The organism is Zhongshania aliphaticivorans (assembly GCF_902705855.1).
Lineage (GTDB): Bacteria > Pseudomonadota > Gammaproteobacteria > Pseudomonadales > Spongiibacteraceae > Spongiibacter > Spongiibacter aliphaticivorans_B.
The window spans coordinates 393,399-415,025 of sequence record NZ_CACSIJ010000014.1 but is presented as its reverse complement, the minus strand read 5'-3'; the positions used below and the strand labels follow the sequence as shown (position 1 = coordinate 415,025).

Genomic DNA, 21,627 nt, shown 5'->3' with positions numbered 1-21,627 from the left:
GACCCATTCACTGTTAATTTACGACATCATTATTTTTAATTATTATTTACTTTATGACGCCACATCATAGACGTGATTTTTTTGCTCCAAAAAATACTCATAGCAAAATCTAGATTGTGGTTTTTCTGATGCCGTCTTTGGTATTTCAGACATAACTTGAATATAACTGGGGAGATCATTGCGCCCCAAAACCTCTCTGCAATGCCTAACTAGCACATCGGGATCGAACAACTTCGCTTCAACCGGCACTACTGCTGCAATAACATCCTTTTCGCCGGGAGCACCGTTTAGAGCAGGAATACCGTAAACAAATACATCTTCAACATCGTCAAATTCAGCAATTATTTTTTCTATCTTAGCAATATCAACAAACTCACCATTGCGACGTATCTCATCGCCCTTGCGACTATCAAAGTAGTACCAGCCATCTTCATCCTGATGGCCAATATCGCCCATATATAAAACGCCATTGCGGGCTTTTTTATCTGAGGCCTCGGGATTTTTATAATATTCAATCGCCAATTCCTCGCCGCTGGCCGCCTCGAATACAATCTCGCCGCGCTGACCAGGCGGACAAGTATTACCCTCTTCATCTATAATGCGCGCGATTAAACTTGGCGGCGGCTTGCCGATACTGCCTATCGGCCCCACCCCTGGCGGGTTAAACATCATGCCGCCTTCAGCAGCGCCGTAGAATTCAAAAAGTTCAACGTCAAAACGTTTACTAAACTCCCTCCAGATTGCCGCCGGCATACCTGCGCTTAAAATAAAACGTACCGGATTATTCGCATCATTTGCACGAAGCGGTTCGCTGTAAATTGCGGTAGTCATACCACCCAGCAAATTAAAGGTGGTACAGCCATAAGCACGGCAAATATCCCACAATCTCGATTTGGTAAATTTGCGACTAATAACACCTCGCAAACCCATCTTCAGAATATTTCCCAAACTGATGAGCTGCGCATTTGCATGGGTAAAAGATAGACCAGTGTAAGGACGGTCTTTCTCGACAAGACCTATCATTGGCCCAATGGAAGAGACTGCGTCATAGCGTGTATAAGGCGCCCTGATTGCTTTGGGATCGCCGGTAGTGCCAGAGGTGTACAACATCTGCATGGTTTCATCGGCACTGCGTACTCGCCCTTCAACTTCTTTAAGTGGAGCACCTGCAATGTCAGCCCACTTTCTTAGCCGTGAATCGCTGGCAGGTAATTTTATTAGCTCGCCACTATGTAAAACCCATATCCAGCGAATTTTTGGTAAATTTTTGCAAGCCGCTAAAACAGCATTAAGACAATAGTCTGCACAAACAACACCTTTGCAATCAGACCAACTCAGCATGTACTCCAATCGGTCACCATTTGTGCGCGGGTCAATAGGCACAAACACCGTAGCGGCAAGTGAACTACCTACCATGCAATCTACAAATTCAGGATGATTTTGCATCACCATCGCAAAACTTTCGCCCGGCGCCATGCCTTCGTTACGCAAGCCAGAAAACACCCTCTGCCCCTGCTCCCAAAGATCATTGTAGGTTCGTATTTCGTGCTCCAAATCTCCACTGGGCAGCACGTTCACAAAAGTCAGCACATCCAAGTTTGGATTCGAATTTTTTTTATCTTCAATCAAATTTGACAATATTCTGAGGTCTTTCATATGCCGTCCCTTCTTATTCTTTTGACAAAATGCTTAGCACCAATGCAGCCGCATCCGTACCAATATAGCCACCGCCGTTTTCCGCGAGAGCTACCCTAGCCCCATTTACTTGACGGGCCCCGGCTTCGCCACGCAACTGCATCACTAGCTCCACAATTTGTGCTGCACCGGTTGCCCCTATTGGGTGACCTTTACGCATTAAGCCACCAGATGTATTTACCGGTACCCGCCCACCTAATGACGATGCACCGCTAGCGACAAACTCACCACCCGTCCCGTTTTCACACAAACCTAAAAATTCGTAATATTTAATTTCCGATATCGCAGAGGCATCATGTAACTCAACACAATTGAGATCTTCCGCTCCCATGCCAGCTTGCTCATACAATTCAGATACGGCGCTAGACACCATCGGCCGCTCACCCTCAGCGACATCCCAACCGCTGTGGAGACTAGAGGCATTGACGCGAATACAGCGCTTCTTCCCCATCTTCTTCGCGAATTTTTCACTAACAACAATTACCGCTGCCGCACCATCACCTATTGGTGCGCACATCGGTAGCGTTAACGGCGCCACCACTTCACGTGCCGCCAAGACGTCCTCAATAGTGATTACATTCTGGAATTGTGACTTTGGATTCAAACTGCCATGCACAGAGTTTTTGGCAGACACCGCCGCCAATTGCTCTCTAGTTGTGCCGTACTGATGCATGTGCTCCCGAGCCCATGTTGCATATATATCAATAAAGATAGATCGACTACTACCTGCACCCGACATATCTAAGGGTTGCCCAATGGCGTCATTACGCGCCTGCAAGCCCGCGGCAATGGCGTCGGTTTTAGTTACATCAATCGCACCGGTAAATACCGAGAATGTTTTATTTTTATCTTGGTGATAAAGCTTTTCGTAACCACAGACCAAGACCACATCGTAGACACCCAAGGTAACCATGGTGCAGGCTTGTTGAAACGCAGTAGCCGAGGTCGCGCAGGCATTCTCGACATTAATGACCGGAATTTTGCTAATACCCATACTGCGCAAAGCAACCTGACCCGGCACACAAACCTGACCCGTTATCACCGCCCCCGCAGCATTGCCCATATACGCGGCATTTAGATCCTCTTTGTTGATACCCGCGTCTTGCAAGGCATCCTTTATAGAAGCGCACGCCAGTTCGTTAAGGGTTTTATCCATAGCGTTGCCAAACGGCGTCATACCGACGCCGGCAACGTAAGCAGTTTGCTTCACTGTTCTACCCCTTATGAAAGTTTTTCGCTATCTATGAGGTAGCTGCCGCCCTTGATTGCCAACACTTCGTTGCAACCATCTTCAATTAAAGATGCGCGGGCATCTCGCAGCATTTTTTCTATGGGATATTCTTTGGTCAGACCATTGCCGCCAAATATCTGCAAGGCATCACTGGTGACTTCGAAGGCATTTTGGGTGCCGGTAGTTTTTGAGAACATCGCCGCACACAACGATGGGGTGCCGAGCTGAGGATCATTATTAAAATTGAGGCCGCGCCGAGTTACCGCACGTGAAATTTCAACCTTTCTAAACATATGAAAAAGACGACTGCGAACCGACTGATGCTGAATAATTTGGACACCACCAGCGACTCTTTCGTGGGCGTAATCCAGCGCTAAATCTGCCGCGGCCTGAGCCAGACCAGTAAAAGTTGCGCCCATTAGGGCGTTGGCCTCTGCGTGAATGCAATACACTGCACGCTGATAATCCTCAGGTCCTGCCAGTAAATATTTGCGAGGGATGCGCACATTATCGAAAAATATTTCGCCTTGGTTTAAAGCTCGCTGCCCAAGCTTATCCAAAGGCTTACCACGACTAATACCCACAAGATTCATTGGAAACACCAATGCACAACCTTCCGTCGCCGATGGGCCATTACCCGAGTCTGCCGCGCAGTAAAGAATACACACATCGGCAATGACGCCGTTAGATACCCATGCAGATTTCTGACCGTTTAAAACAATGTCATCACCCGTTAAATCTGCAACTAGGTTTGGGCGCCCATAGGAACTTCCGGGGTAGACGATTTGACGGCTTGGATCGAGCATATCCGTGCCGTGATCTGGTTCGGTAATACCCCAGCAACCCAGCACCGCATCTGGGAACTCGTCTAATAAATCTTTGCGGCCGAACTTCGCACACAACCACTGCGGCAATATTCCCGCACCAACCGATATCGCAAGGCCCGCATCACCGTAGCCCAGCTCTTCAAATAAAATTGAGAAGAGCAGCGCCGCTTCCTGAGGCTCCATTTCGCCAAGCGCCTCGACTGTCACGCCAAGCTCCAAATACTTTTTTCTAAATTCCCAGAATGGAGAATCCTTAGCAATCACTTGCTCTGGCGTCATACGATCTAGCTTTATACCAATAGGTCGCATAACGTTGAGCGCAAAACTTCTCAGCGTTTGCTGAAAATCAGCAATGTGTTCAGGCAAGGCCGCTTCCGCACCAGATACCGTTAACTTGCCCTTCGGCGTCGCGTCCCATGAATAAATAGGGGCATCTAAATTTCTATAATCTGTGGCAGCGGGTAAATCGATTTCTTGGACTGATTGAGTAGACATTGGCTCACCTCTATTCTTATGGTTTTTATAAATATTCCAAATTAGGTGACCATACTATCGGTGCAAGTTGAGAAGTTAGATGTTTACAGAGGACAATATGATTGTTAATTTACGACAGCCTTTAAAATTATAATAAGAGAATCCAACGATGGAGCTAAGGTCGTCATTAAGCACACCACCCGCTAGACACCTAAGCTACGGGCTCAACCCCTTGATATCCTTACTAAAGGAACACAAACTCGATCCGGCACCGATGCTAGATGTGGCCGGCATTCCCGCACAGGCATTGGAAGACCCAACCTACGAGCTAACACCCCACCAAGAATTGAGCTTCACCACAGAAGTTATCCGCGGAATTAATATTCCCGAAATTGGTTTGATCGTTGGGGGCCGCTATCACTTATCGGCCTACGGATTACTGGGGCTGGCGATTATGACCAGCGAAAACCTACTGGCAGGCATGACCGTTCTATACAAAAATATATTAATGACATGGACGTACATGCTATGGAACACCACCGTGCGTGGAGACCGAGCCTATGTCAGCCTAGAAAAACTCAGAGACCTTGGCGGCAGTTATCAGTACATGATTGATCGCGGCCTAGTTGCGTCCCATACCATTTTTAAAGAAGCCCTCGGTCAGGACCTGCCCGTTCTCGAAGTCCATTTAAAGCAGGCAAAGCCCTCATACGCAGACGTATATAGCGACTATTTTAAATGCCCAGTGCACTTTAACTCGGCGGAAAATTACTACGCCTTTGACAGTAAACTGCTATACCAATCACTGGCACAGTCAGAACCAGAAACCGCGAGAATATACGGTAATCAATGTGAAAAAATATGTGCTCAGCTATCTAGAAACAGTACATTTTCAGATATTATTCGCAATCATATTTTGTCGTCGCCCAGAGAAATTTTTACGCTAGAAACCATTGCCGAACCGTTAAATATGACTGCGCGAACCGTGCAGCGCAAATTAAGCGCAGAAAGCAGCAGCTACAAAGATATACTTGAAGATGTGCGCCGCAACCTAGCAATAGAATATTTGCAAAGCACCACCTTCACGATTGAAGAAATTGCCGTGAGACTAGGTTACTCAGACTCATCTAGTTTTTGCCACGCCTATAAACGCTGGACCGGCGTTAATCCCAGCGATTTACGTCACCGAGATTCAGCGATAAACGCCGAGCGAAAATCAGACGGCGACACACCCGCCCAACGGCGGAAGGCATGAGAAAAATGTGCGGGATCACTATAACCTAATAATATCGACATCTGCTCCACACTAATATTAGTGGTATACAAATACTCCCTCGACAACTCAAAGCGCAAATCATCTAGTATTTTTTGATAGCCAACACCATGCGCAGACAACTTACGTCTCAAGGTTCGGCCAGACATATTTAACTTACCAGCCAACTCATCAATATTTGGAAAGTAACCTGGCCGCAAAAGTATTAATTCACGCACCTCATCAACAATATTATATTCCTCTGTCAATCTTGCCTTTAAGCGCTCACACCGCTCAATACATAGGCTGGCGGTATCGCTATCGCACTGCAGTACTGGAATATGAAGTAATTCTGCAGAGAAAATCAGTGCATTATTGTCTGCATTAAAGCTAACCGTGCATTCAAAATATTTCTCGTACTCTGACATCGACGTTTGCGGCGCATTGCGCAAGGTTGCCGAGTGCAAGCGAAAATCTTCGCCCATCAAACCGCGAAGAATCATCAGGGTGGCGATCATTTCACGCTCGTTAAGCATGGCGATATCGTCAGCACTGTAATCGTTCGAGCTCATACACATAACAACGTGATTACCACTGAACGACAAACTGTGCTCAAAAAACGCAAAGCTAAGCTCTACATACTCGTAGGCGAGTTTTAACGCATCGCTAATCGTTGCCGCACTCATCAAGGCGTAACCATAAATACCGAATAAGCTTAATGGATAGCACGCCCCCACTTTTAGCCCAATAGCTGGATTAGCCGTAGCCTTGCGCAAATTCCTCAAAAACATCAGCTCCTGACTCAAGCTCACATGCTGTTCCGGCTTATTCAAAATCGACAGCGACAAGCCGGTGCCCGTTAAAGCCTGACCAACCGAAACACCCTCTTCACGCAGACGCGTTAGTGGCGAAAGTATCGTTTTTGCGGAATGATATTTTGGCTTCACACAAGGCTCTTTTCTTTTCAAGCTATCACCGGCGTCCGTATTTCGCAAGCGCCTGTCCGGATTTCGCATTCTTAAAATCATGCGCTTTCGATACTTTAAATCACCGCCATTTTTATTATTGAAATGGCTCAAAATAATTTCCTAACAATAAAATAACGGAGCATGACCATGTCTGATTCACCACGCATACTCATCTATGGTGCCAGTGGCTATACCGGAAAATTAGTCGCCGAGTGCCTTTCGCAACGCAATATGCCCTTCTACTTTGTAGGTAGAAGTAAAGAAAAATTAGAGGCGTCGTTAGCAATCGTAGAGGAACGACTAGGGTGCAAGGCACCGGCCACGATTGTTCAGGCCGCAAACACCCGAGAAGAGTTACTGCCTTTATTCGAAAAAGTTGAAGTCGTTATCAATGTCGCAGGGCCATTTATGCAATTGGCGTGGCCAGTGGTTGAAACCTGTCTTGAAACCAACTGCCACTACTTGGACACCACCGGTGAACAGGATTTTGTTATTGCAGTTCGTAATCAATATGGCAAAGCCTTCGCCGAAAAGAACTTGTTACTAAGTCCCGCAAATAGCTATATGTGGTGCGCCGGTGCGCTAGCGGCTGAAGTTGTACTTGAAACCGAAGGCGTCGACAGCTTGGATCTAAGCTATCAAATTAATGATGCACTACCTTCCCAGGCGTCTACAAAATCATTCCTGCGCATGGTGAACAATCCACAGTATTTATTGAAAAATAATGAAATGATTGAATGGCAAGGTGACCGCCACTTCACCATTACCGCTCCTCATATGTCGCAACCCGCACTTGCCCTACCTTGGAGCGGTGGCTGCGAGCCGGTTTGGTACGAACACGACGACCGTGTTATCAACTGTAAAGTGCTCACCGCCTTCGGTGATGAAATTATAGAGGGTGTGGTTGCGTTAATTCATCGCTTTAACAAAGAATCTGTTGGCATGAACCAAGAGCAAAAAGAAGCACTAACCAATCAGTTTGGCGATGAAATGACGCCCGCAGAGCCGCCCAAAGACAGCCCAGATATTCACCGCACCGTGATTACCTGTATTGGCCAAGGCCGCCAAGTCACTACCGTTTTCCCGCTATCATTAAATGCGCCCTACACCTTTACAGGTGAAATTTGCACAGAGGCTGCGGAGCGCTTATTAAATGGTGAACTTAAGGCGGTGGGTTTCCAGTCAGCCGCCGGGGCATTTGGTCACCGCGAACTCATCGAGAAATTCCATAAACTGGGATACATGAACAACCCTTGGCAATAACGGGGGAATAGATTGAACCGGTTTGTTTGATTGAGGATTAGCTTGGTTTAGAGGCCCAAGCTAATATTAAAGTCATTCAAGCCGGCTCAACTACGCAGTTTCACCAGAAAAAAATTATTCCTTAGCCCGCCATACCATCGCAAAAAATATCGCAAACAGTAAATCAGCTATTACCAAAATCCCAAAACCCACCGGTGCATTAAATAGCGCGATATCAATCCACGCCAAAGAAAACACCACTATTTTCCCTATACAGCCCATCCAGACAATATCTTTATGGAGCATAGGATTTCTTGAAATAACCCAATACCCCATACCGAACACCAAGACCAAACCGGCAAATTGATGTAGCCATGGAATGGCTTCCTTCGTTAGCGTGTCGCTCATCATTAAAATCTTGAACAGCAACTCAGGAGCAAACAGCATGGCAAACGCAGCGGTAAAATTAAAAATGGCGGAGAACTGGAAGAAGCCCCGCCAAGCACGACTATTTTTCATGTAATTGTGACTCCCTTGTTTTCTTATTATTTTTAGAGATGCGATCCATTACTGCCCGACCATTAATAAGCGCCCAAGGAATAACCAAGCCTGACTGCGCTTTATAATCTGCCCAGCCGGGATGACGAGAAATGGCATTATCTTTACCCTTCATACGCGCAAGAAAATAAATCGCCATATACCCGTAAATAGCCCAAGCAATCCAATGATTAGCGAGCAATGCGTAAGCCGCATACAACATAAGCTCACCGAGGTAATTTGGATTGCGGGTGTAACGGTACATACCTTCACGAATTAGACCCGGCTGACTGCGGTACTTTAAAATCCAATGACGCTGGCCATCACCAGCCACCATGGTTACAACACCTAGAGTGTGGATGGCTATCGCGAAAAACAGCACCAAGCCGGAAGGCTCAATCGCGCGCGCAATAAACAACCACGGCATCAACCAATACCACGCTATCAATAGTACATAGAGATTTATAAAGCCTAGAAAGCTCAGTTTGTTTTCTAATTGATGATCCCGAAAACCGAAATCTTTGATCAGCCAGCAGTAGCCATATATGCCGTGCAAGCCCAAAAACACCCACGCGCCCACACTAAAGTTGCCGTAGTAGCTCATCATGCCGTAAATAATAAAGAGGGTGAATATTTTGTGTAAATCCACCGCCCAAGCCACTTTCATAAAGGGCTTACCTGGGGCGTTGAAGATGGTTATATCCGCAAAGGCCAAAAAGAATCTGGCCCAGAGCGGTACTGGCTCCCGCGTATCATTATTCATAGCTACCTCATTTTTATGGTTTTATCAGATACCCATAAACTACGCTGACCAGTAAAAATTAGAATAGCGGCGCACGACGACTTCGCTGTTAATTAACGACACTCACTAATAAAAGGACTACTTTCACTTATTCCATGCTCGCTCAGTCGCTAAGGTGGCGGCAAATGGCGCCGCATAGCACGAATTGACATCGTTTTCGCGGATTATCACGTCAATTCCAAGCCATACCTCGACCTGAGACCAAGAAACCCGTATAGTACGCGCCCCGCACATCGTCCTCTTTTAGCAATTTTTACTTCATCACTCATTGGGTATACAACATTGATTTCCGCCGCAAATATCACCATGCAGTTTGGTGCCAAGCCGCTTTTTGAAAACATCTCCGTTAAATTTGGCGGTGGTAATCGCTACGGCCTTATCGGCGCAAACGGCTGCGGCAAGTCCACCTTCATGAAGATTCTGGACGGCAGTTTAAAGCCCAGCTCCGGCAATGTGTCACTAGACCCCAATGAGCGCATCGGCAAGCTGCACCAAGACCAGTTCGCCTTTGAGGAATATTCGGTCATCGACACCGTCATCATGGGTCACACCGAACTGTGGGAAATAAAGCAAGAACGGGAACGTATTTACTCTCTGCCAGAAATGTCTGAAGAAGACGGTATGAAAGTAGCCGATCTTGAAACCCAGTTCATGGAATTGGACGGCTACAGCGCAGAAAGCCGTGCTGGCGAAATCTTACTCGGCGCGGGCATTGAACTAGACCTGCACTTTGGCCCCATGAGTGAAGTGGCACCCGGCTGGAAGCTCCGCGTACTACTCGCGCAGGCACTATTCTCTGATCCAGATATTTTGCTGTTGGACGAGCCAACCAACAACTTGGACATCAACACCATCCGCTGGCTGGAAGGCGTGCTTAACGATCGCAAAAGCACCATGGTCATTATCTCCCATGACCGTCACTTCTTAAACGAAGTGTGTACTCACATGGCCGACATCGATTACGGCGAGCTGCGTGTTTACCCCGGCACCTACGACGACTTTATGACCGCGGCCACCGCCGCACGCGAGCGCATGCAATCCCAGAACGCCAAGAAAACGGCCCAAATTGCCGACTTACAAGCCTTCGTAAGCCGCTTCTCTGCCAACGCATCCAAAGCAAAACAAGCGACGTCGCGCGCTAAGAAAATAGACAAAATTCAGCTAGATGAAATCAAAGCCTCTAGCCGCCAGTCGCCCTATATTCGTTTCAAACAAGACAAAAAGCTTCACCGCCAAGCCCTAACCCTTGAGAACATCGGCCACGGTTTTGACGAAGTCCTGTTCAAAAAAGGCAGCATGATTTTAGACGCGGGAACCCGCTTGGCCGTATTAGGCGAAAACGGCGCGGGCAAGACCACTTTCTTACGCTGCCTAATGAATGAGTTAAGCGCCAACGAAGGTGTTGTTAAATGGGCGGAGAACGCCACCTTAGGCTACTGCCCACAGGACAGCACCGACGACTTTGATAACGACCTAAATCTTTTCGACTGGATGAGCCGCTGGCGCAAACCAGAACACGACGACCAGATTGTTCGCGCCACCTTAGGCCGCCTATTATTTTCATCAGACGACTTTAACAAGCGCGCCAAAGTGTGTTCCGGCGGCGAGAAAAACCGCCTATTGTTCGGCAAGCTCATGATGCAAGACACCAACGTCTTGATCATGGACGAACCGACCAACCACTTGGACATGGAAGCCATCGAGGCGCTCAACTTAGCCCTAGAGCACTACGAAGGCACGCTGATCTTCGCCAGCCACGACCGTGAGTTTGTGTCGTCGTTAGCAACCCGCATTGTCGAAATTAAAGACGAGCAACTGATTGATTTCCAAGGAAGCTACGACGAGTTTCTGTCGCATCAACTGGCGCTCGCCAAGTAAATCAAACCAATTGAAGGCCGACATAGTCGCGTCGGCCTTCAATCTCCACTACGGCAAGCCCCTATTGAGTAAAAAACGTACAAGCCTGACAGTGTAAGGTCATTTGTACTGAATAGACTCAATAATGCCGGCAACAGAAGCTTTAGCAACACCGCCCAAAACACAGCTTTTAAAGTTTGTGGCGGACTCGTTGCGCGCCGGCACTATAGAATTACCGAGCCTTCCAGATATTGCGATCGACATTCGCGTCGCCATTAACCAAGCAGATTTAGAAATAAGCGACCTTGCAAAACTCATCCAACAGGACCCCGGCCTCAGCGCCTATTTACTAAAAATTAGTCACAGCGCACATTACAACCGAGGCAGGCCCGCCCGTAATCTTAGCGCCGCCATCCAGCGCCTAGGCCTCAACGCCGCCCGCGACTTTACCGCGAGCTACGCCTTAAAAACCTTGTTCCTTATTCAGGATCCAACCGTAAAAAGCTATATGCGGGATATTTGGAAACGCAGTGTGCACACCGCCGCACTCGCCCATGTAATGGCTCGGCACTGTAAATTTGATCCTGACCGCGCACTGCTCGCAGGGCTACTCCAAGATATTGGCGCGCTGCCACTGTTGGCAAATGTTAAGTCATACCCAGAACTCTGCGCAGCCCCCGGCGAATTACAAAAATTACTCGCCGAATTTAGCGGCAAGATTAGCGGACTCATACTGCACAACTGGCAATTTGACGAAGAGCTCGTTCAAGTCGGCCTTAACCGCGAAAACTGGATGAGAGACAAATCCCCGCAAGCCGACCTAGCCGACCTTATTCTAGTCGCTCGCTACCACACCTACCTTGCCGAACGCAGTCACGGCAAACTGCCACAACTATCCAGATTACCGGCGTTTAAAAAGCTAGGGCTAGAAGAAATAGGCCCCGAACAAGGCCTAGCATTTTTAACAGAAGCAAAACAAGAAGTTGATGAGCTTAGAAGCACTTTACAGTAACTCCAGCAAACACAACTAATCTGCCTCAGCTGATCACAGACCTACCTCAACCCTCATGACACAATGCACCACGTCTAATTACGTAAATTAATGGATCATTGCCGCGCGATATCTTAATATTATCATTGAGTTATAATTTAATGATAATTGGAGAATGTTTTGGAATCAAAAACTGCTCGACTGACTGTCTTAGTTGACCCTGCAAAGAAGGCGGCATTCGAAGAGCTTTGCGCAACTCAAGACCTCACCCCATCACAAGTAGTACGCCAACTAATTCGCGGCTACCTAAACGAGCATGGCGTCACCTACAGCACAAGCCCAGCTACCGCAAAAGGCCCAAAATCGAAGCGATAACACTGGCCGCTATGCGATAGATCGCGACTACAAGCACTACACCAGAACTTATCCGCAGCCCAAAAAACTGACAAAAACCCGTCGACCAAACTGAAGCAGGGGAAAATGCTACCCGCACTCAACACCCACCTCAAATTGGCTTACACCTCTCACTAGCCTAGTTTGGGGCCTGCAGCCACCAAGGCAAGGCCGTTCTCGGTATCCGTAAATTGGCTGAAATTAGCAACAAACTTTGCAGCAAGCGCGGAGGCCTTATCGGTCCATTCGTTAATATCACCGTAAGTATTTCTCGGGTCGATAATACCGCCATCTACCCCTTCAAGAGCCTGAGGAATTTGCAGGCCAAAAATAGGTAACGTATTAAATTCCGCGTCCTCAATTGAACCATTCAGAATGGCGTCAATAATACGTCGAGTCGCTTTAATAGAGATTCGCTCACCGGTGCCGTTCCAACCCGTATTTACGAGATAAGCCTGAGCGTTAGACTGTTCCATGCGATTATTAAGCACCTCTGCATACTGGGTGGGATGCAAACTTAAAAACGCAGCACCAAAACACGCCGAAAAGGTTGGCGTAGGTTCGGTAATTCCCCGCTCGGTGCCCGCCAATTTAGAGGTATAGCCGGACAAGAAATAATAGCGCGCCTGCTCTTTAGTCAATCGCGCCACCGGCGGCAACACACCAAACGCATCAGCGGTTAAGAAGATAACCTTATTTGCATGACCACCCACAGAAACCGGCTTGACGATATTATCAATATGGTAAATCGGGTACGAAACTCGGGTATTTTCAGTTTTAGACGAATCTGAAAAATCGACATTACCGGCGTCATCAACAACCACATTTTCCAATAATGCATCGCGCTTGATCGCTGCATATATTTCGGGTTCTTGCTCTTGACTAAGGTTAATGGTTTTGGCGTAGCAGCCACCCTCAAAATTAAACACGCCGCTGTCATCCCAACCGTGTTCATCATCACCGATTAATGCGCGCTTGGGGTCGGTTGACAAGGTGGTTTTGCCTGTCCCAGACAGCCCGAAAAATATCGCAGTGTCGCCGTCGGGCCCAACATTGGCAGAGCAATGCATGGAAGCAATTCCCTTCTGCGGCAGCAGGTAATTCATAACTGAAAAAAGCCCTTTTTTCATTTCGCCGCCATACCAAGTACCGCCAATAAGCTGCACCCCCTCGGTCATATTAAAAGCAACGAAATTCTCCGAATTCAGACCCTGGTCCTGCCAATTCGGATTAACCGTCTTAGCCCCGTTCAGCACAACGAAGTCCGGCTCAAAGTTTTCAAGCTCAGTCGCCGAAGGACGAATGAACATATTCTTTACAAAGTGAGACTGCCAAGCGACTTCTGTTACAAAGCGGACTTTTAAACGGCTCGCAGGATTCGCGCCACAAAATAGATCATCAACAAACAAGCGCTTACCGCTAAGCTGCTCGCCCACTACGGCCTTTAGGGATTGCCAAGTTTCTTGAGTAATTGGTTTATTGTCGTTCTTACCCTGATCTGACCACCACAGCGTATCGCGGGTGGTATCGTCCTTGACGAAATATTTATCCTTTGGCGAGCGGCCAGTGAATATACCGGTATCCACCGCGACTGCGCCGCTGCTTGTTAAACGCGCCGACTCATAACCCTCCAGCTCTGAACGCGTTTCTTCTTGGAATAAGGTCTCATAGTCCGGATTGTATAGAATCGCCTCAGAATCATGAATGCCATAGTGCTGAAGGGCCTGCTGTAATCGGAGGAGAGACATGACTAGGGTTCCTTTTACTGAAGTTAATATGGATGTGACTTTCAACAACCTTAAATGATAATATCATTATAATACTATTATCATACTTAACAATGCTCCCGTATAGCATAACTAAGCACACCCCAATGCATGGAGATGATATTTTCGCCCACGCGGCAAGGCCAAATTGATGGTAGTAAGAAGCTAATCCACCACTCACCCTGAAAAGGAAAACCTCGCTTGTCTCATAGAGGACATCTTTTGTCATTGCGAGCAGGGCATGCACTCCGTGAAGCATTTGCCGATGGATACTCCCGCGCAGATTTAATCAAAGACGTCATCGCCGGAATAACCGTCGGTATTATTGCCATTCCATTAGCCATGGCACTGGCTATTGCCAGCGGTGTAGCACCGCAATACGGTCTGTATACGGCGCTGATTGCCGGTGCCATCATTGCGTTGACGGGGGGGAGTCGTTTCAGCATTTCTGGACCGACGGCTGCATTCGTCGTTATCTTGCATCCACTGGCAGAAAAATATGGCTTAGCAGGTTTATTGTTGGCCTCAATTATGGCCGGTGGCATCTTGGTCGCTATGGCCTACGCGCGACTCGGCCGCTTTATTGAGTACATCCCTGAATCAGTAACATTGGGGTTTACGGGCGGTATTGCCATTGTAATCGCCGTCTTACAGATCACCGATTTTACCGGCATGACAATCGACAAAATGCCGGAACACTTCATCGATAAGCTAATCGCCATCAGCAGCCATTTTCAGCAAATCGATTTGGGTAGTTTCGCCATAGCCCTATTCACGCTTGCGGTTATGATTGTGTGGCCGCGACTTGGTACCCGTATTCCAGCGCACTTGCCCGCACTGGTATTAGCCTGCCTATTAGGGATTGTCTTGAGTTGGCAAGGCATCGACGTGGACACCATTGGCTCCCGCTTCCATTACTTGCTACCCAGCGGTGAACAAGCGCCTGGCATCCCCCCTTACCTACCCACATTTGACTGGCCCTGGAACAGACCCGGCGCAGATGGGCAAGCACTGGGGCTATCCCTGAGCTTAATATCAGAGCTACTTCCCGCCGCCTTCGCCATCGCCATGCTAGGTGCCATCGAATCATTGCTGTGCGCAGTTGTACTCGACGGCATGTCAGGCAAACGCCACAGCGCCAATAGCGAATTACTAGCGCAAGGTTTAGGTAACCTGATAACTCCTTTCTTTGGCGGCGTAACGGCAACAGCAGCCATCGCGCGCTCAGCAACCAACTTTAAGACCGGTGCCGCATCGCCTATTGCAGCCATTGTTCACTCAATAGTTGTATTACTCAGTTTATTACTTCTAGCTCGAATCTTGGCGTACATTCCTATGCCCGCCATGGCAGCACTTCTTATAGTGGTTGCCTGGAATATGAGCGAAGCGGCAAAATCCGTAAAACTGGTACGCTCCTCTCCCACCAGCGATGTACTGGTATTTTTGACCTGCCTATCGCTGACTGTTTTCTTCGATATGGTCATCGCCATCACCGCCGGCATCGTGTTGGCTTCTCTATTATTTATGAAAGAAATTGCCGCACTAACAGATGTGGTCGACATTACTAACAACCCGGACTTTGTCCACACAAAGCCACCAAAGAATATAAGAGTTTTAAAAATTCGAGGTCCCTTATTTTTTGCCGCCGCCGATCGCATCGTCGGAGAACTTTCTACCCAAATGGTTGAGGTTAATGGCCTTATCATACACTTACAATACAGCGCCTACTTGGACGCCGGCGGGCTCTCTGCGATCAAGAAATTAATTGACCACTGCGAAAAAAATAAAATATCAATTCGTTTTTCTAACTGGCAATTTCAACCACTAAAAACCTTAGCAAAAGCACGAGGAGAAGCTTCAGGCGCTCTAGCCGCATCATTTCCCACGCTAGACGATGCCATTGAAGATGCCCTAAAGAAAGGAACATCATATGAAACTAGATAATGCCATTGCCTTAGGCAAAACCGGCGCTTGGAAAGAAGCGCAAGTGCGAATCAGGCCGGGCAATCAAGCCCAATGGTTTGTTATGCTACGCGACAAGCACAGCAAGTCATTTGTTTTTGCCGACAATGATGACGAACCCATCGCCACAGAAGACTTAAATACATTAGTCCCATTAATCAAATCACTTGGCCTAAGTGATTTCACGGTTTATTTATAATTTTTTAAAGGAGATAAGTAATGAATACTCTACCCCCCTGCCCAAAATGTGAATCAAGCTACGTCTATGAAGTACAAGCCGTATTATCTTGTCCGGAATGCGGATTCGAATGGAATCCTAACGAAACAGTAGCAACAGAAAGTGAATTCGTTGTTAAAGATGCCAACGGCAACCTGCTGGCCGAAGGTGACTATGTGACACTGATTAAAGACCTTAAAATCAAGGGCACATCGACTACCGCAAAAATTGGCACTAAAGTGAAAATTGGTCGGCTGGTAGAGGGCGATCACGACATCGATTGCAATATCAAAGGTATAGGCCCGATGATGCTAAAGTCAGAATTCGTTAAGAAAAGCCAGTGATTATTAGGGCGGAGACAAACCGTTGTAAACGCAGTTTATAGCTCCGCCCTTATTCCCCACCTGAAGCCCCCTAATTAGGGGGTTACCCACGCACGCCTAGCCTCCTAAAATGAACACCCCCTAGAAAAATTACGAGTTCCCCATGAAAAAAATAATTTTCTCAGCCGTGATTCTCACGCTGATAAGCGCCTGCGCCGGAATAGGTGGCGCCACAAAGCAAGTTGATCCAATTGCCATTGAAAATGCCGACACTTTTACCGGCCAAAACAAGGTTTTATTAGGTGATTTTAGAGTGACGTTTATCACCTTCGACAAAACATCAGCGACCGCCAAAAGCTCCATGTTTAGCAGTGATACCGGCTACGCAACCAGTAGCATGCGCGCTAAATTAGTCGGCGTACCAGACGATGTCATGCAAAGTATTACCGATGCCGCCTACCAAGATTTTATCGCAGGTCTCACAGCCAACGGCTATACCATTGCTGACCAAAGTACTCTCAGCAACAACGCAGCTTGGCAATCGCTTAAATATGAAGACAGTCCAAAAAAGACCACATCGTCATTAAAAATAATCACAGGTGGCAGCCGCGAAGACACCACATTCGCGCCCAGCGGACGCAGCCTAATTAAGAAAGACATCTCCGACTCTCTACCCTACGCAGCCTATGACGCCGCTAACCAAGTGCAATTGCCAATTATAAACGTCGAGTACGCCGTACACTTTGTCTACTTCGGAAGTGAAACCGACTACAAGTCAAATGCTTACTCCGACATAAAAGGAGCCGAATACTCCGCCGAAGTCAGTGCCGGCCAAGGTCTTCAAGTTATTCCAGGATCAGGCATTAATTGGATGCGCGGCATAACGAGCACTTTTAATCATCCAAACGGGAAAATTCTAATTCAAGCACCAGTTGTTATCCCAGGGGCTTACGGTAAGAGTGAAGACTCTACCAGCGGACTGCAAAAAGCCGCCAACGTGTTCTCCTCAGTATTGGGCGCAGTAAGCGGCGGCTCGTCTAGCGCTAAAGATATCAATATCACTGCCAATCCAAGCGAGTATAAGGTCAAAGCTAGCGCAGCGCTGACTGAAGCTAACAAGCGCGTACTCGGTGCATTATCCGCAGCGCGATAATTTTTTAGCAATATCGTCCTAAAAGGGTCAGCGAGCGCATTGCTCACTGGCCCTTTTTTTGAGATATCGCACATCAATAAATGTCGTCAGAAAATATCTCTGGCGGCGTTTTTATTTTCACAATATTCCAAACGCTAACATTGCATTGGCGACTTTCTTAAAGCCCGCTATATTAGCGCCCTTGGCATAATCAACATAGCCATCGTCCTGCACGGCAAACTCCAAACAATTCTTATGGATATCTCCCATAATCTCGCGCAGCATCCCCTGCAACTGCTCTTCTTTTAAACTGATTCGCGTACTATTTTGACTCATTTCCAAACCGGATACGGCGACACCGCCCGCATTGGCGGCCTTAGCCGGGCCAAATAAAATTCGCGCATTCCGCAGCACCGCAATAGCATCATTGCTGCAAGGCATATTCGCGCCTTCAACTACCGCCTTCACGCCATTTTTCAGTAGAATTTTAGCTTCTTTCTCGTTCAGTTCATTTTGCGTTGCGCAGGGCATGGCAACATCACAGGATACTGACCACGGCCTTTCTCCAGCATGAAAAGTAGCACCAGAATAGATATCCACGTAACTTGCTAAACTTCCACGCCCCTGACTCTTTTTTTCAACTACCCACTGAATTTTTTCATGATTAAATCCATCGGGATCGTGAATAAAACCAGTGGAATCAGACAGGGTGACAACCTTAGCGCCAAGTTGAATTGCCTTCTCTGCGGCGTGTGTAGCCACATTGCCCGCCCCCGAGATCGCAATAACTTTACCGTCAATGGTGGTTTTCTCTTGTTTAAACATATGATCTAAAAAATACACCACACCATAGCCGGTAGCCTCTTTGCGAACCAAGCTGCCACCCCATTCCAGGCCCTTACCTGTTAACACACCAACGTAACGGTTAGTTATGCGCTTGTACTGGCCGAACATATAACCGATCTCCCGGGCGCCCACGCCAATATCACCGGCGGGAATATCCGTGTCTTCACCCACATGCCGATATAGCTCGGTCATAAACGACTGGCAAAAACGCATGATCTCACGATCAGACTTTCCTTTAGGGTCGAAATCAGAGCCTCCCTTTCCGCCACCCATAGGCAAGCCGGTTAAACTATTCTTAAAGGTTTGCTCGAAGGCGAGAAACTTCAAAATACTTTGATTAACGCTTTTGTGGAACCGTAGACCACCCTTGTAGGGGCCGATGGAATTATTATTCTGTACGCGATACCCCCGCTGCACTCTGACATTGCCAGTATCGTCTTCCCAACATACGCGAAAAGAAACCACTCTATCTGGCTCAGCGATACGGCGTAAAATTTGCGCTTCATGGTAGACCGGCTTGTCACGTATAAAATCAAAAATATCAACGGCAACCTCGTAGACAGCCTGATGAAATTCGACTTCACCAGGATTCCGGCTAACAACCCCTTCCATAAATTGTTCTAAACCAATGTACTGAATCACTGACATGCGGCCATCCTCATAAATAGGACTAGATCTTAGCAGATATCAGATATAGCACACGACCAGCAACACTCGTTATCGAGTCTTTCGATGCAAAATAAATTCACTCTCGGCTCACTGTAAAACTGAGAATCTAATGAGTCCACAGCACTAAAATAACGATTAAGATAAGTGGTAAATGCATCCATCCGATGCAAATTAATTACACTCGATTTACGTCAGCGACAGAGCGAGATGGGGCCATATCAATCATTGTGTCGCGGTGACAAACTGTGACTTAGCCCAAATATTGACACTGTAAACTTCAGAAGATATCTTGACCTCGCCTAGACATTGCGAGCCATGCCATGAATACAGAAAATCAGCATTACCCTCACCTCTTCACACCCCTCGATCTGGGTTTTACTCAGCTAAAAAATAGGGTGGTAATGGGCTCCATGCACACCGGTCTAGAGGATCGTTTTTGGCAATTCCCCAAACTCGCCGCGTATTTCGCCGAACGCGCCAAGGGCGGCGTGGGCCTTATGATTACCGGCGGTTACAGCCCCAATCGAAGTGGCTGGCTTTATCCCGGTGCCAGTACGTTTAACTCCCGTTTAGATATTCGCAACCATCGTAAAGTCACCAAGGCGGCACACCAAGCGGGAGGCAAAATTTGCCTGCAAATTCTTCATGCCGGTCGCTATTCCTATCATCCACTCTCTAAAACTGCCTCAACGAGCAGAGCGCCAATCAATCCGTTTAAAGCTCGCGCCTTAAGTACCCGCGGCGTGACCAGCACAGTCAACGACTTTGCCCGCACCGCACAGCTGGCCCAAAAAGCCGGATACGACGGTGTCGAAATAATGGGCAGCGAAGGCTATTTAATTAATCAATTTTTGGCACCAGCCACTAACAAGCGCAAAGACCGCTATGGCGGCAGTCCCGAAAACCGCCGCCGCTTTGCCGTGGAAATTGTCAGCGCCGCCCGTAAGAAAGTCGGCCCTAATTTTATAATTATTTTCCGCTTATCAATGCTCGATTTAGTGCCCGACGGTTGCACTAGAGAAGAGATAATAGACCTCGCCAAAGAGATTGAGGCCGCCGGCGCAACCTTGATAAACAGCGGTATTGGCTGGCATGAAGCGCGCGTACCCACCATTGTCACCTCGGTGCCCCGCGCCGCATTCAGCGAAGCCACCGCAGCTGTAAAACAAGCGGTCAACATTCCTGTTATCGCCTCCAACCGTATTAATATGCCGGATATTGCCGAGCACATTTTGGCGAACGGCCAAGCCGATATGGTGTCGATGGCCAGACCTATGCTGGCCGATGCCGAGTGGGTAAACAAAGCGGCCAGCAATCGTAGCGAGCAAATAAATACCTGCATCGCCTGCAATCAAGCATGCTTAGACCACACCTTTCAATTGAAACGCGCCAGTTGCTTGGTAAACCCCCGCGCCTGCCATGAGACTGAACTGATCTTTAAGCCCACAGCCAAGGCCAAAAAAATTGCCGTTATCGGCGCTGGCCCGGCAGGGCTATCCTGCGCCACTGCCGCAGCAGACTGCGGACACCTAGTGCATTTATTTGATCAAGCAGACAAGATCGGCGGTCAATTTAATTTAGCCAAAACCATTCCCGGCAAAGAAGAATTCGGTGAAACCCTGCGCTACTTTGGTACGCAAATAGAGCGATCAGGGGTCAAACTCACACTTAACCATCGCGTCGAAAAGGCCGAACTTATCAGTGGCGCTTACGATGAAGTCGTCATTGCCACTGGCGTCAGCCCGCGCGCACTGAGTATTCCAGGTATCGACCACCCCAAGGTGGTTTCCTACATAGACGTATTAAAAGGTACGGTCACAATCGGCAAGCGCGTTGCCCTTATCGGCGCCGGTGGCATCGGTTTTGACGTAGCGGAGTACCTCGCCCACGACCACAGCACTGAACTCCCGCAAAGCATCGTCAGCTGGTCTGCCGAATGGGGTATTGACCAAGGCAGCGCCGAACGCGGCGGGCTCGTAGCGGGTAAACCTCAAGCTTCACAGCGGGAGATATTCCTGCTTCAACGTAAGACCACTGCACTGGGTAAAGACCTAGGCAAAACCTCCGGCTGGGTACACCGCGCCACGCTCAAAAATAAAGGCGTCAACATGCTGGCTGGCTGCAACTACGACCGCATAGACGACCAAGGCCTGCATATCAGTCAAGATGGCGAACAGCGCCTGTTAGAGGTAGACCACATTGTTATCTGTGCTGGGCAAGAGCCGCTCCGCGAGCTTTACAATTCGGAATCTGAACAAGGCGCGAAAGGCCAGCGCTACCATCTCATCGGTGGCGCGAATATCGCCTCGGAACTAGATGCCAAGCGCGCAATACGTGAAGGTGCAGAACTCGCGGCACGCTTGTAAACGCGCGGGGATGTAACGCCATACATTGGCTAACTTTAGAGAAAAGCCATTTAGCGATTAACTAAATGGCTTTTTAT

The 21,627-nt window shown here is 48.0% G+C and carries 18 protein-coding genes; 10 read left to right on the top strand and 8 right to left on the bottom strand.

Going from position 1 to position 21,627, the window contains the following annotated elements:
• Positions 1-51: 51 nt before the first annotated feature.
• From GVJ32_RS13980 to GVJ32_RS13970, 3 genes are read right to left on the bottom strand one after another with little or no spacing between them, the layout of a single operon-like run.
• Positions 52-1,656 carry an AMP-binding protein gene (locus GVJ32_RS13980; protein WP_159240707.1) on the bottom strand — a complete coding sequence of 535 codons (1,605 nt, stop codon included), beginning with the start codon at positions 1,654-1,656 and terminating at the stop codon, positions 52-54.
• Positions 1,657-1,669: 13 nt separating this feature from the next.
• Positions 1,670-2,905, bottom strand: a complete 1,236-nt coding sequence (locus GVJ32_RS13975; RefSeq protein WP_159240706.1) for a thiolase family protein — start codon at positions 2,903-2,905, stop codon at positions 1,670-1,672.
• Positions 2,906-2,916: 11 nt separating this feature from the next.
• Positions 2,917-4,248, bottom strand: coding sequence for an acyl-CoA dehydrogenase family protein (locus GVJ32_RS13970; RefSeq protein WP_159240705.1), 1,332 nt, complete (start codon positions 4,246-4,248; stop codon positions 2,917-2,919).
• Between the two features lie 211 nt (positions 4,249-4,459).
• Between GVJ32_RS13970 and GVJ32_RS13965 the strand changes: the two genes are divergently transcribed.
• On the top strand, positions 4,460-5,482 hold the full coding sequence (locus GVJ32_RS13965; protein WP_159240704.1) for an AraC family transcriptional regulator: 1,023 nt from the start codon (positions 4,460-4,462) through the stop codon (positions 5,480-5,482).
• Here GVJ32_RS13965 and GVJ32_RS13960 read toward each other — a convergent pair.
• Positions 5,410-6,426, bottom strand: coding sequence for an AraC family transcriptional regulator (locus GVJ32_RS13960; RefSeq protein ID WP_159240703.1), 1,017 nt, complete (start codon positions 6,424-6,426; stop codon positions 5,410-5,412). The two genes, GVJ32_RS13965 and GVJ32_RS13960, sit on opposite strands and share 73 nt — an antisense overlap.
• 168 nt (positions 6,427-6,594) lie before the next feature.
• Here GVJ32_RS13960 and GVJ32_RS13955 point away from each other — a divergent pair, with 168 nt between their 5' ends.
• Positions 6,595-7,710, top strand: coding sequence for a saccharopine dehydrogenase family protein (locus GVJ32_RS13955; RefSeq protein ID WP_159240702.1), 1,116 nt, complete (start codon positions 6,595-6,597; stop codon positions 7,708-7,710).
• A gap of 114 nt (positions 7,711-7,824) precedes the next feature.
• On the opposite strand, the gene GVJ32_RS13950 is transcribed toward GVJ32_RS13955, so the two are convergent.
• Both GVJ32_RS13950 and GVJ32_RS13945 read right to left on the bottom strand, forming a co-directional pair.
• Entirely contained in the window at positions 7,825-8,208 is a 384-nt protein-coding gene (locus GVJ32_RS13950) for a hypothetical protein (RefSeq protein WP_159240701.1), read from the bottom strand.
• Entirely contained in the window at positions 8,198-8,989 is a 792-nt protein-coding gene (locus GVJ32_RS13945; protein ID WP_235035139.1) for a methyltransferase family protein, read from the bottom strand. The genes GVJ32_RS13950 and GVJ32_RS13945 overlap by 11 nt, the downstream gene beginning before the upstream one ends.
• Positions 8,990-9,310: 321 nt before the next feature.
• On the opposite strand from GVJ32_RS13945, the gene GVJ32_RS13940 reads away from it, so the two are divergent.
• The 3 genes from GVJ32_RS13940 (at position 9,311) to GVJ32_RS13930 (ending at position 12,251) form a co-directional block, all read left to right on the top strand.
• On the top strand, positions 9,311-10,906 hold the full coding sequence (locus GVJ32_RS13940) for an ABC-F family ATPase (RefSeq protein ID WP_159240700.1): 1,596 nt from the start codon (positions 9,311-9,313) through the stop codon (positions 10,904-10,906).
• 124 nt (positions 10,907-11,030) lie between these two features.
• Complete coding sequence (locus GVJ32_RS13935; RefSeq protein WP_159240699.1) at positions 11,031-11,897, top strand: HDOD domain-containing protein; 867 nt, start codon at positions 11,031-11,033, stop codon at positions 11,895-11,897.
• Positions 11,898-12,056: 159 nt separating this feature from the next.
• Positions 12,057-12,251, top strand: coding sequence for a ribbon-helix-helix domain-containing protein (locus tag GVJ32_RS13930; RefSeq protein ID WP_159240698.1), 195 nt, complete (start codon positions 12,057-12,059; stop codon positions 12,249-12,251).
• A gap of 152 nt (positions 12,252-12,403) precedes the next feature.
• Here GVJ32_RS13930 and pckA read toward each other — a convergent pair whose 3' ends face one another.
• Positions 12,404-14,017: a phosphoenolpyruvate carboxykinase (ATP) gene (pckA, locus tag GVJ32_RS13925; protein ID WP_159240697.1), complete on the bottom strand. Its 1,614-nt coding sequence runs from the start codon at positions 14,015-14,017 to the stop codon at positions 12,404-12,406.
• Between the two features lie 219 nt (positions 14,018-14,236).
• Here pckA and dauA point away from each other — a divergent pair, with 219 nt between their 5' ends.
• The 4 genes from dauA (at position 14,237) to GVJ32_RS13905 (ending at position 17,690) form a co-directional block, all read left to right on the top strand.
• A complete protein-coding gene (dauA, locus tag GVJ32_RS13920; protein WP_159240696.1) occupies positions 14,237-15,979 on the top strand; it encodes a C4-dicarboxylic acid transporter DauA in 1,743 nt (580 codons plus the stop codon).
• The gene (locus tag GVJ32_RS13915; protein ID WP_159240695.1) at positions 15,966-16,196 is read left to right on the top strand and encodes a hypothetical protein; all 231 of its coding nucleotides are present in this window, start codon (positions 15,966-15,968) and stop codon (positions 16,194-16,196) included. Before dauA ends, GVJ32_RS13915 begins: the two co-directional genes overlap by 14 nt.
• Positions 16,197-16,216: 20 nt before the next feature.
• Positions 16,217-16,558 carry a zinc ribbon domain-containing protein YjdM gene (locus tag GVJ32_RS13910; protein WP_159240694.1) on the top strand — a complete coding sequence of 114 codons (342 nt, stop codon included), beginning with the start codon at positions 16,217-16,219 and terminating at the stop codon, positions 16,556-16,558.
• A gap of 142 nt (positions 16,559-16,700) precedes the next feature.
• On the top strand, positions 16,701-17,690 hold the full coding sequence (locus GVJ32_RS13905) for a hypothetical protein (RefSeq protein WP_159240693.1): 990 nt from the start codon (positions 16,701-16,703) through the stop codon (positions 17,688-17,690).
• A 117-nt stretch (positions 17,691-17,807) separates the two neighbouring features.
• Here the strand turns inward: GVJ32_RS13905 and gdhA are convergent, their stop codons facing one another.
• Positions 17,808-19,163: an NADP-specific glutamate dehydrogenase gene (gene gdhA, locus GVJ32_RS13900; RefSeq protein WP_159240692.1), complete on the bottom strand. Its 1,356-nt coding sequence runs from the start codon at positions 19,161-19,163 to the stop codon at positions 17,808-17,810.
• Between the two features lie 341 nt (positions 19,164-19,504).
• On the opposite strand from gdhA, the gene GVJ32_RS13895 reads away from it, so the two are divergent.
• On the top strand, positions 19,505-21,550 hold the full coding sequence (locus GVJ32_RS13895) for an NADPH-dependent 2,4-dienoyl-CoA reductase (RefSeq protein ID WP_159240691.1): 2,046 nt from the start codon (positions 19,505-19,507) through the stop codon (positions 21,548-21,550).
• Positions 21,551-21,627: the final 77 nt, after the last annotated feature.

What these genes read in the sequence shown, in the direction of transcription:
- GVJ32_RS13980 (WP_159240707.1), bottom strand. Translation starts at nt 1,656, where the DNA reads ATGAAAGACCTCAGAATATTGTCAAATTTGATTGAAGATAAAAAAAAT.
- GVJ32_RS13970 (WP_159240705.1), bottom strand. Translation starts at nt 4,248, where the DNA reads ATGTCTACTCAATCAGTCCAAGAAATCGATTTACCCGCTGCCACAGAT.
- GVJ32_RS13955 (WP_159240702.1), top strand. Translation starts at nt 6,595, where the DNA reads ATGTCTGATTCACCACGCATACTCATCTATGGTGCCAGTGGCTATACC.
- GVJ32_RS13950 (WP_159240701.1), bottom strand. Translation starts at nt 8,208, where the DNA reads ATGAAAAATAGTCGTGCTTGGCGGGGCTTCTTCCAGTTCTCCGCCATT.
- GVJ32_RS13945 (WP_235035139.1), bottom strand. Translation starts at nt 8,989, where the DNA reads ATGAATAATGATACGCGGGAGCCAGTACCGCTCTGGGCCAGATTCTTT.
- GVJ32_RS13935 (WP_159240699.1), top strand. Translation starts at nt 11,031, where the DNA reads ATGCCGGCAACAGAAGCTTTAGCAACACCGCCCAAAACACAGCTTTTA.
- pckA (WP_159240697.1), bottom strand. Translation starts at nt 14,017, where the DNA reads ATGTCTCTCCTCCGATTACAGCAGGCCCTTCAGCACTATGGCATTCAT.
- GVJ32_RS13915 (WP_159240695.1), top strand. Translation starts at nt 15,966, where the DNA reads ATGAAACTAGATAATGCCATTGCCTTAGGCAAAACCGGCGCTTGGAAA.
- GVJ32_RS13910 (WP_159240694.1), top strand. Translation starts at nt 16,217, where the DNA reads ATGAATACTCTACCCCCCTGCCCAAAATGTGAATCAAGCTACGTCTAT.
- GVJ32_RS13905 (WP_159240693.1), top strand. Translation starts at nt 16,701, where the DNA reads ATGAAAAAAATAATTTTCTCAGCCGTGATTCTCACGCTGATAAGCGCC.
- gdhA (WP_159240692.1), bottom strand. Translation starts at nt 19,163, where the DNA reads ATGTCAGTGATTCAGTACATTGGTTTAGAACAATTTATGGAAGGGGTT.
- GVJ32_RS13895 (WP_159240691.1), top strand. Translation starts at nt 19,505, where the DNA reads ATGAATACAGAAAATCAGCATTACCCTCACCTCTTCACACCCCTCGAT.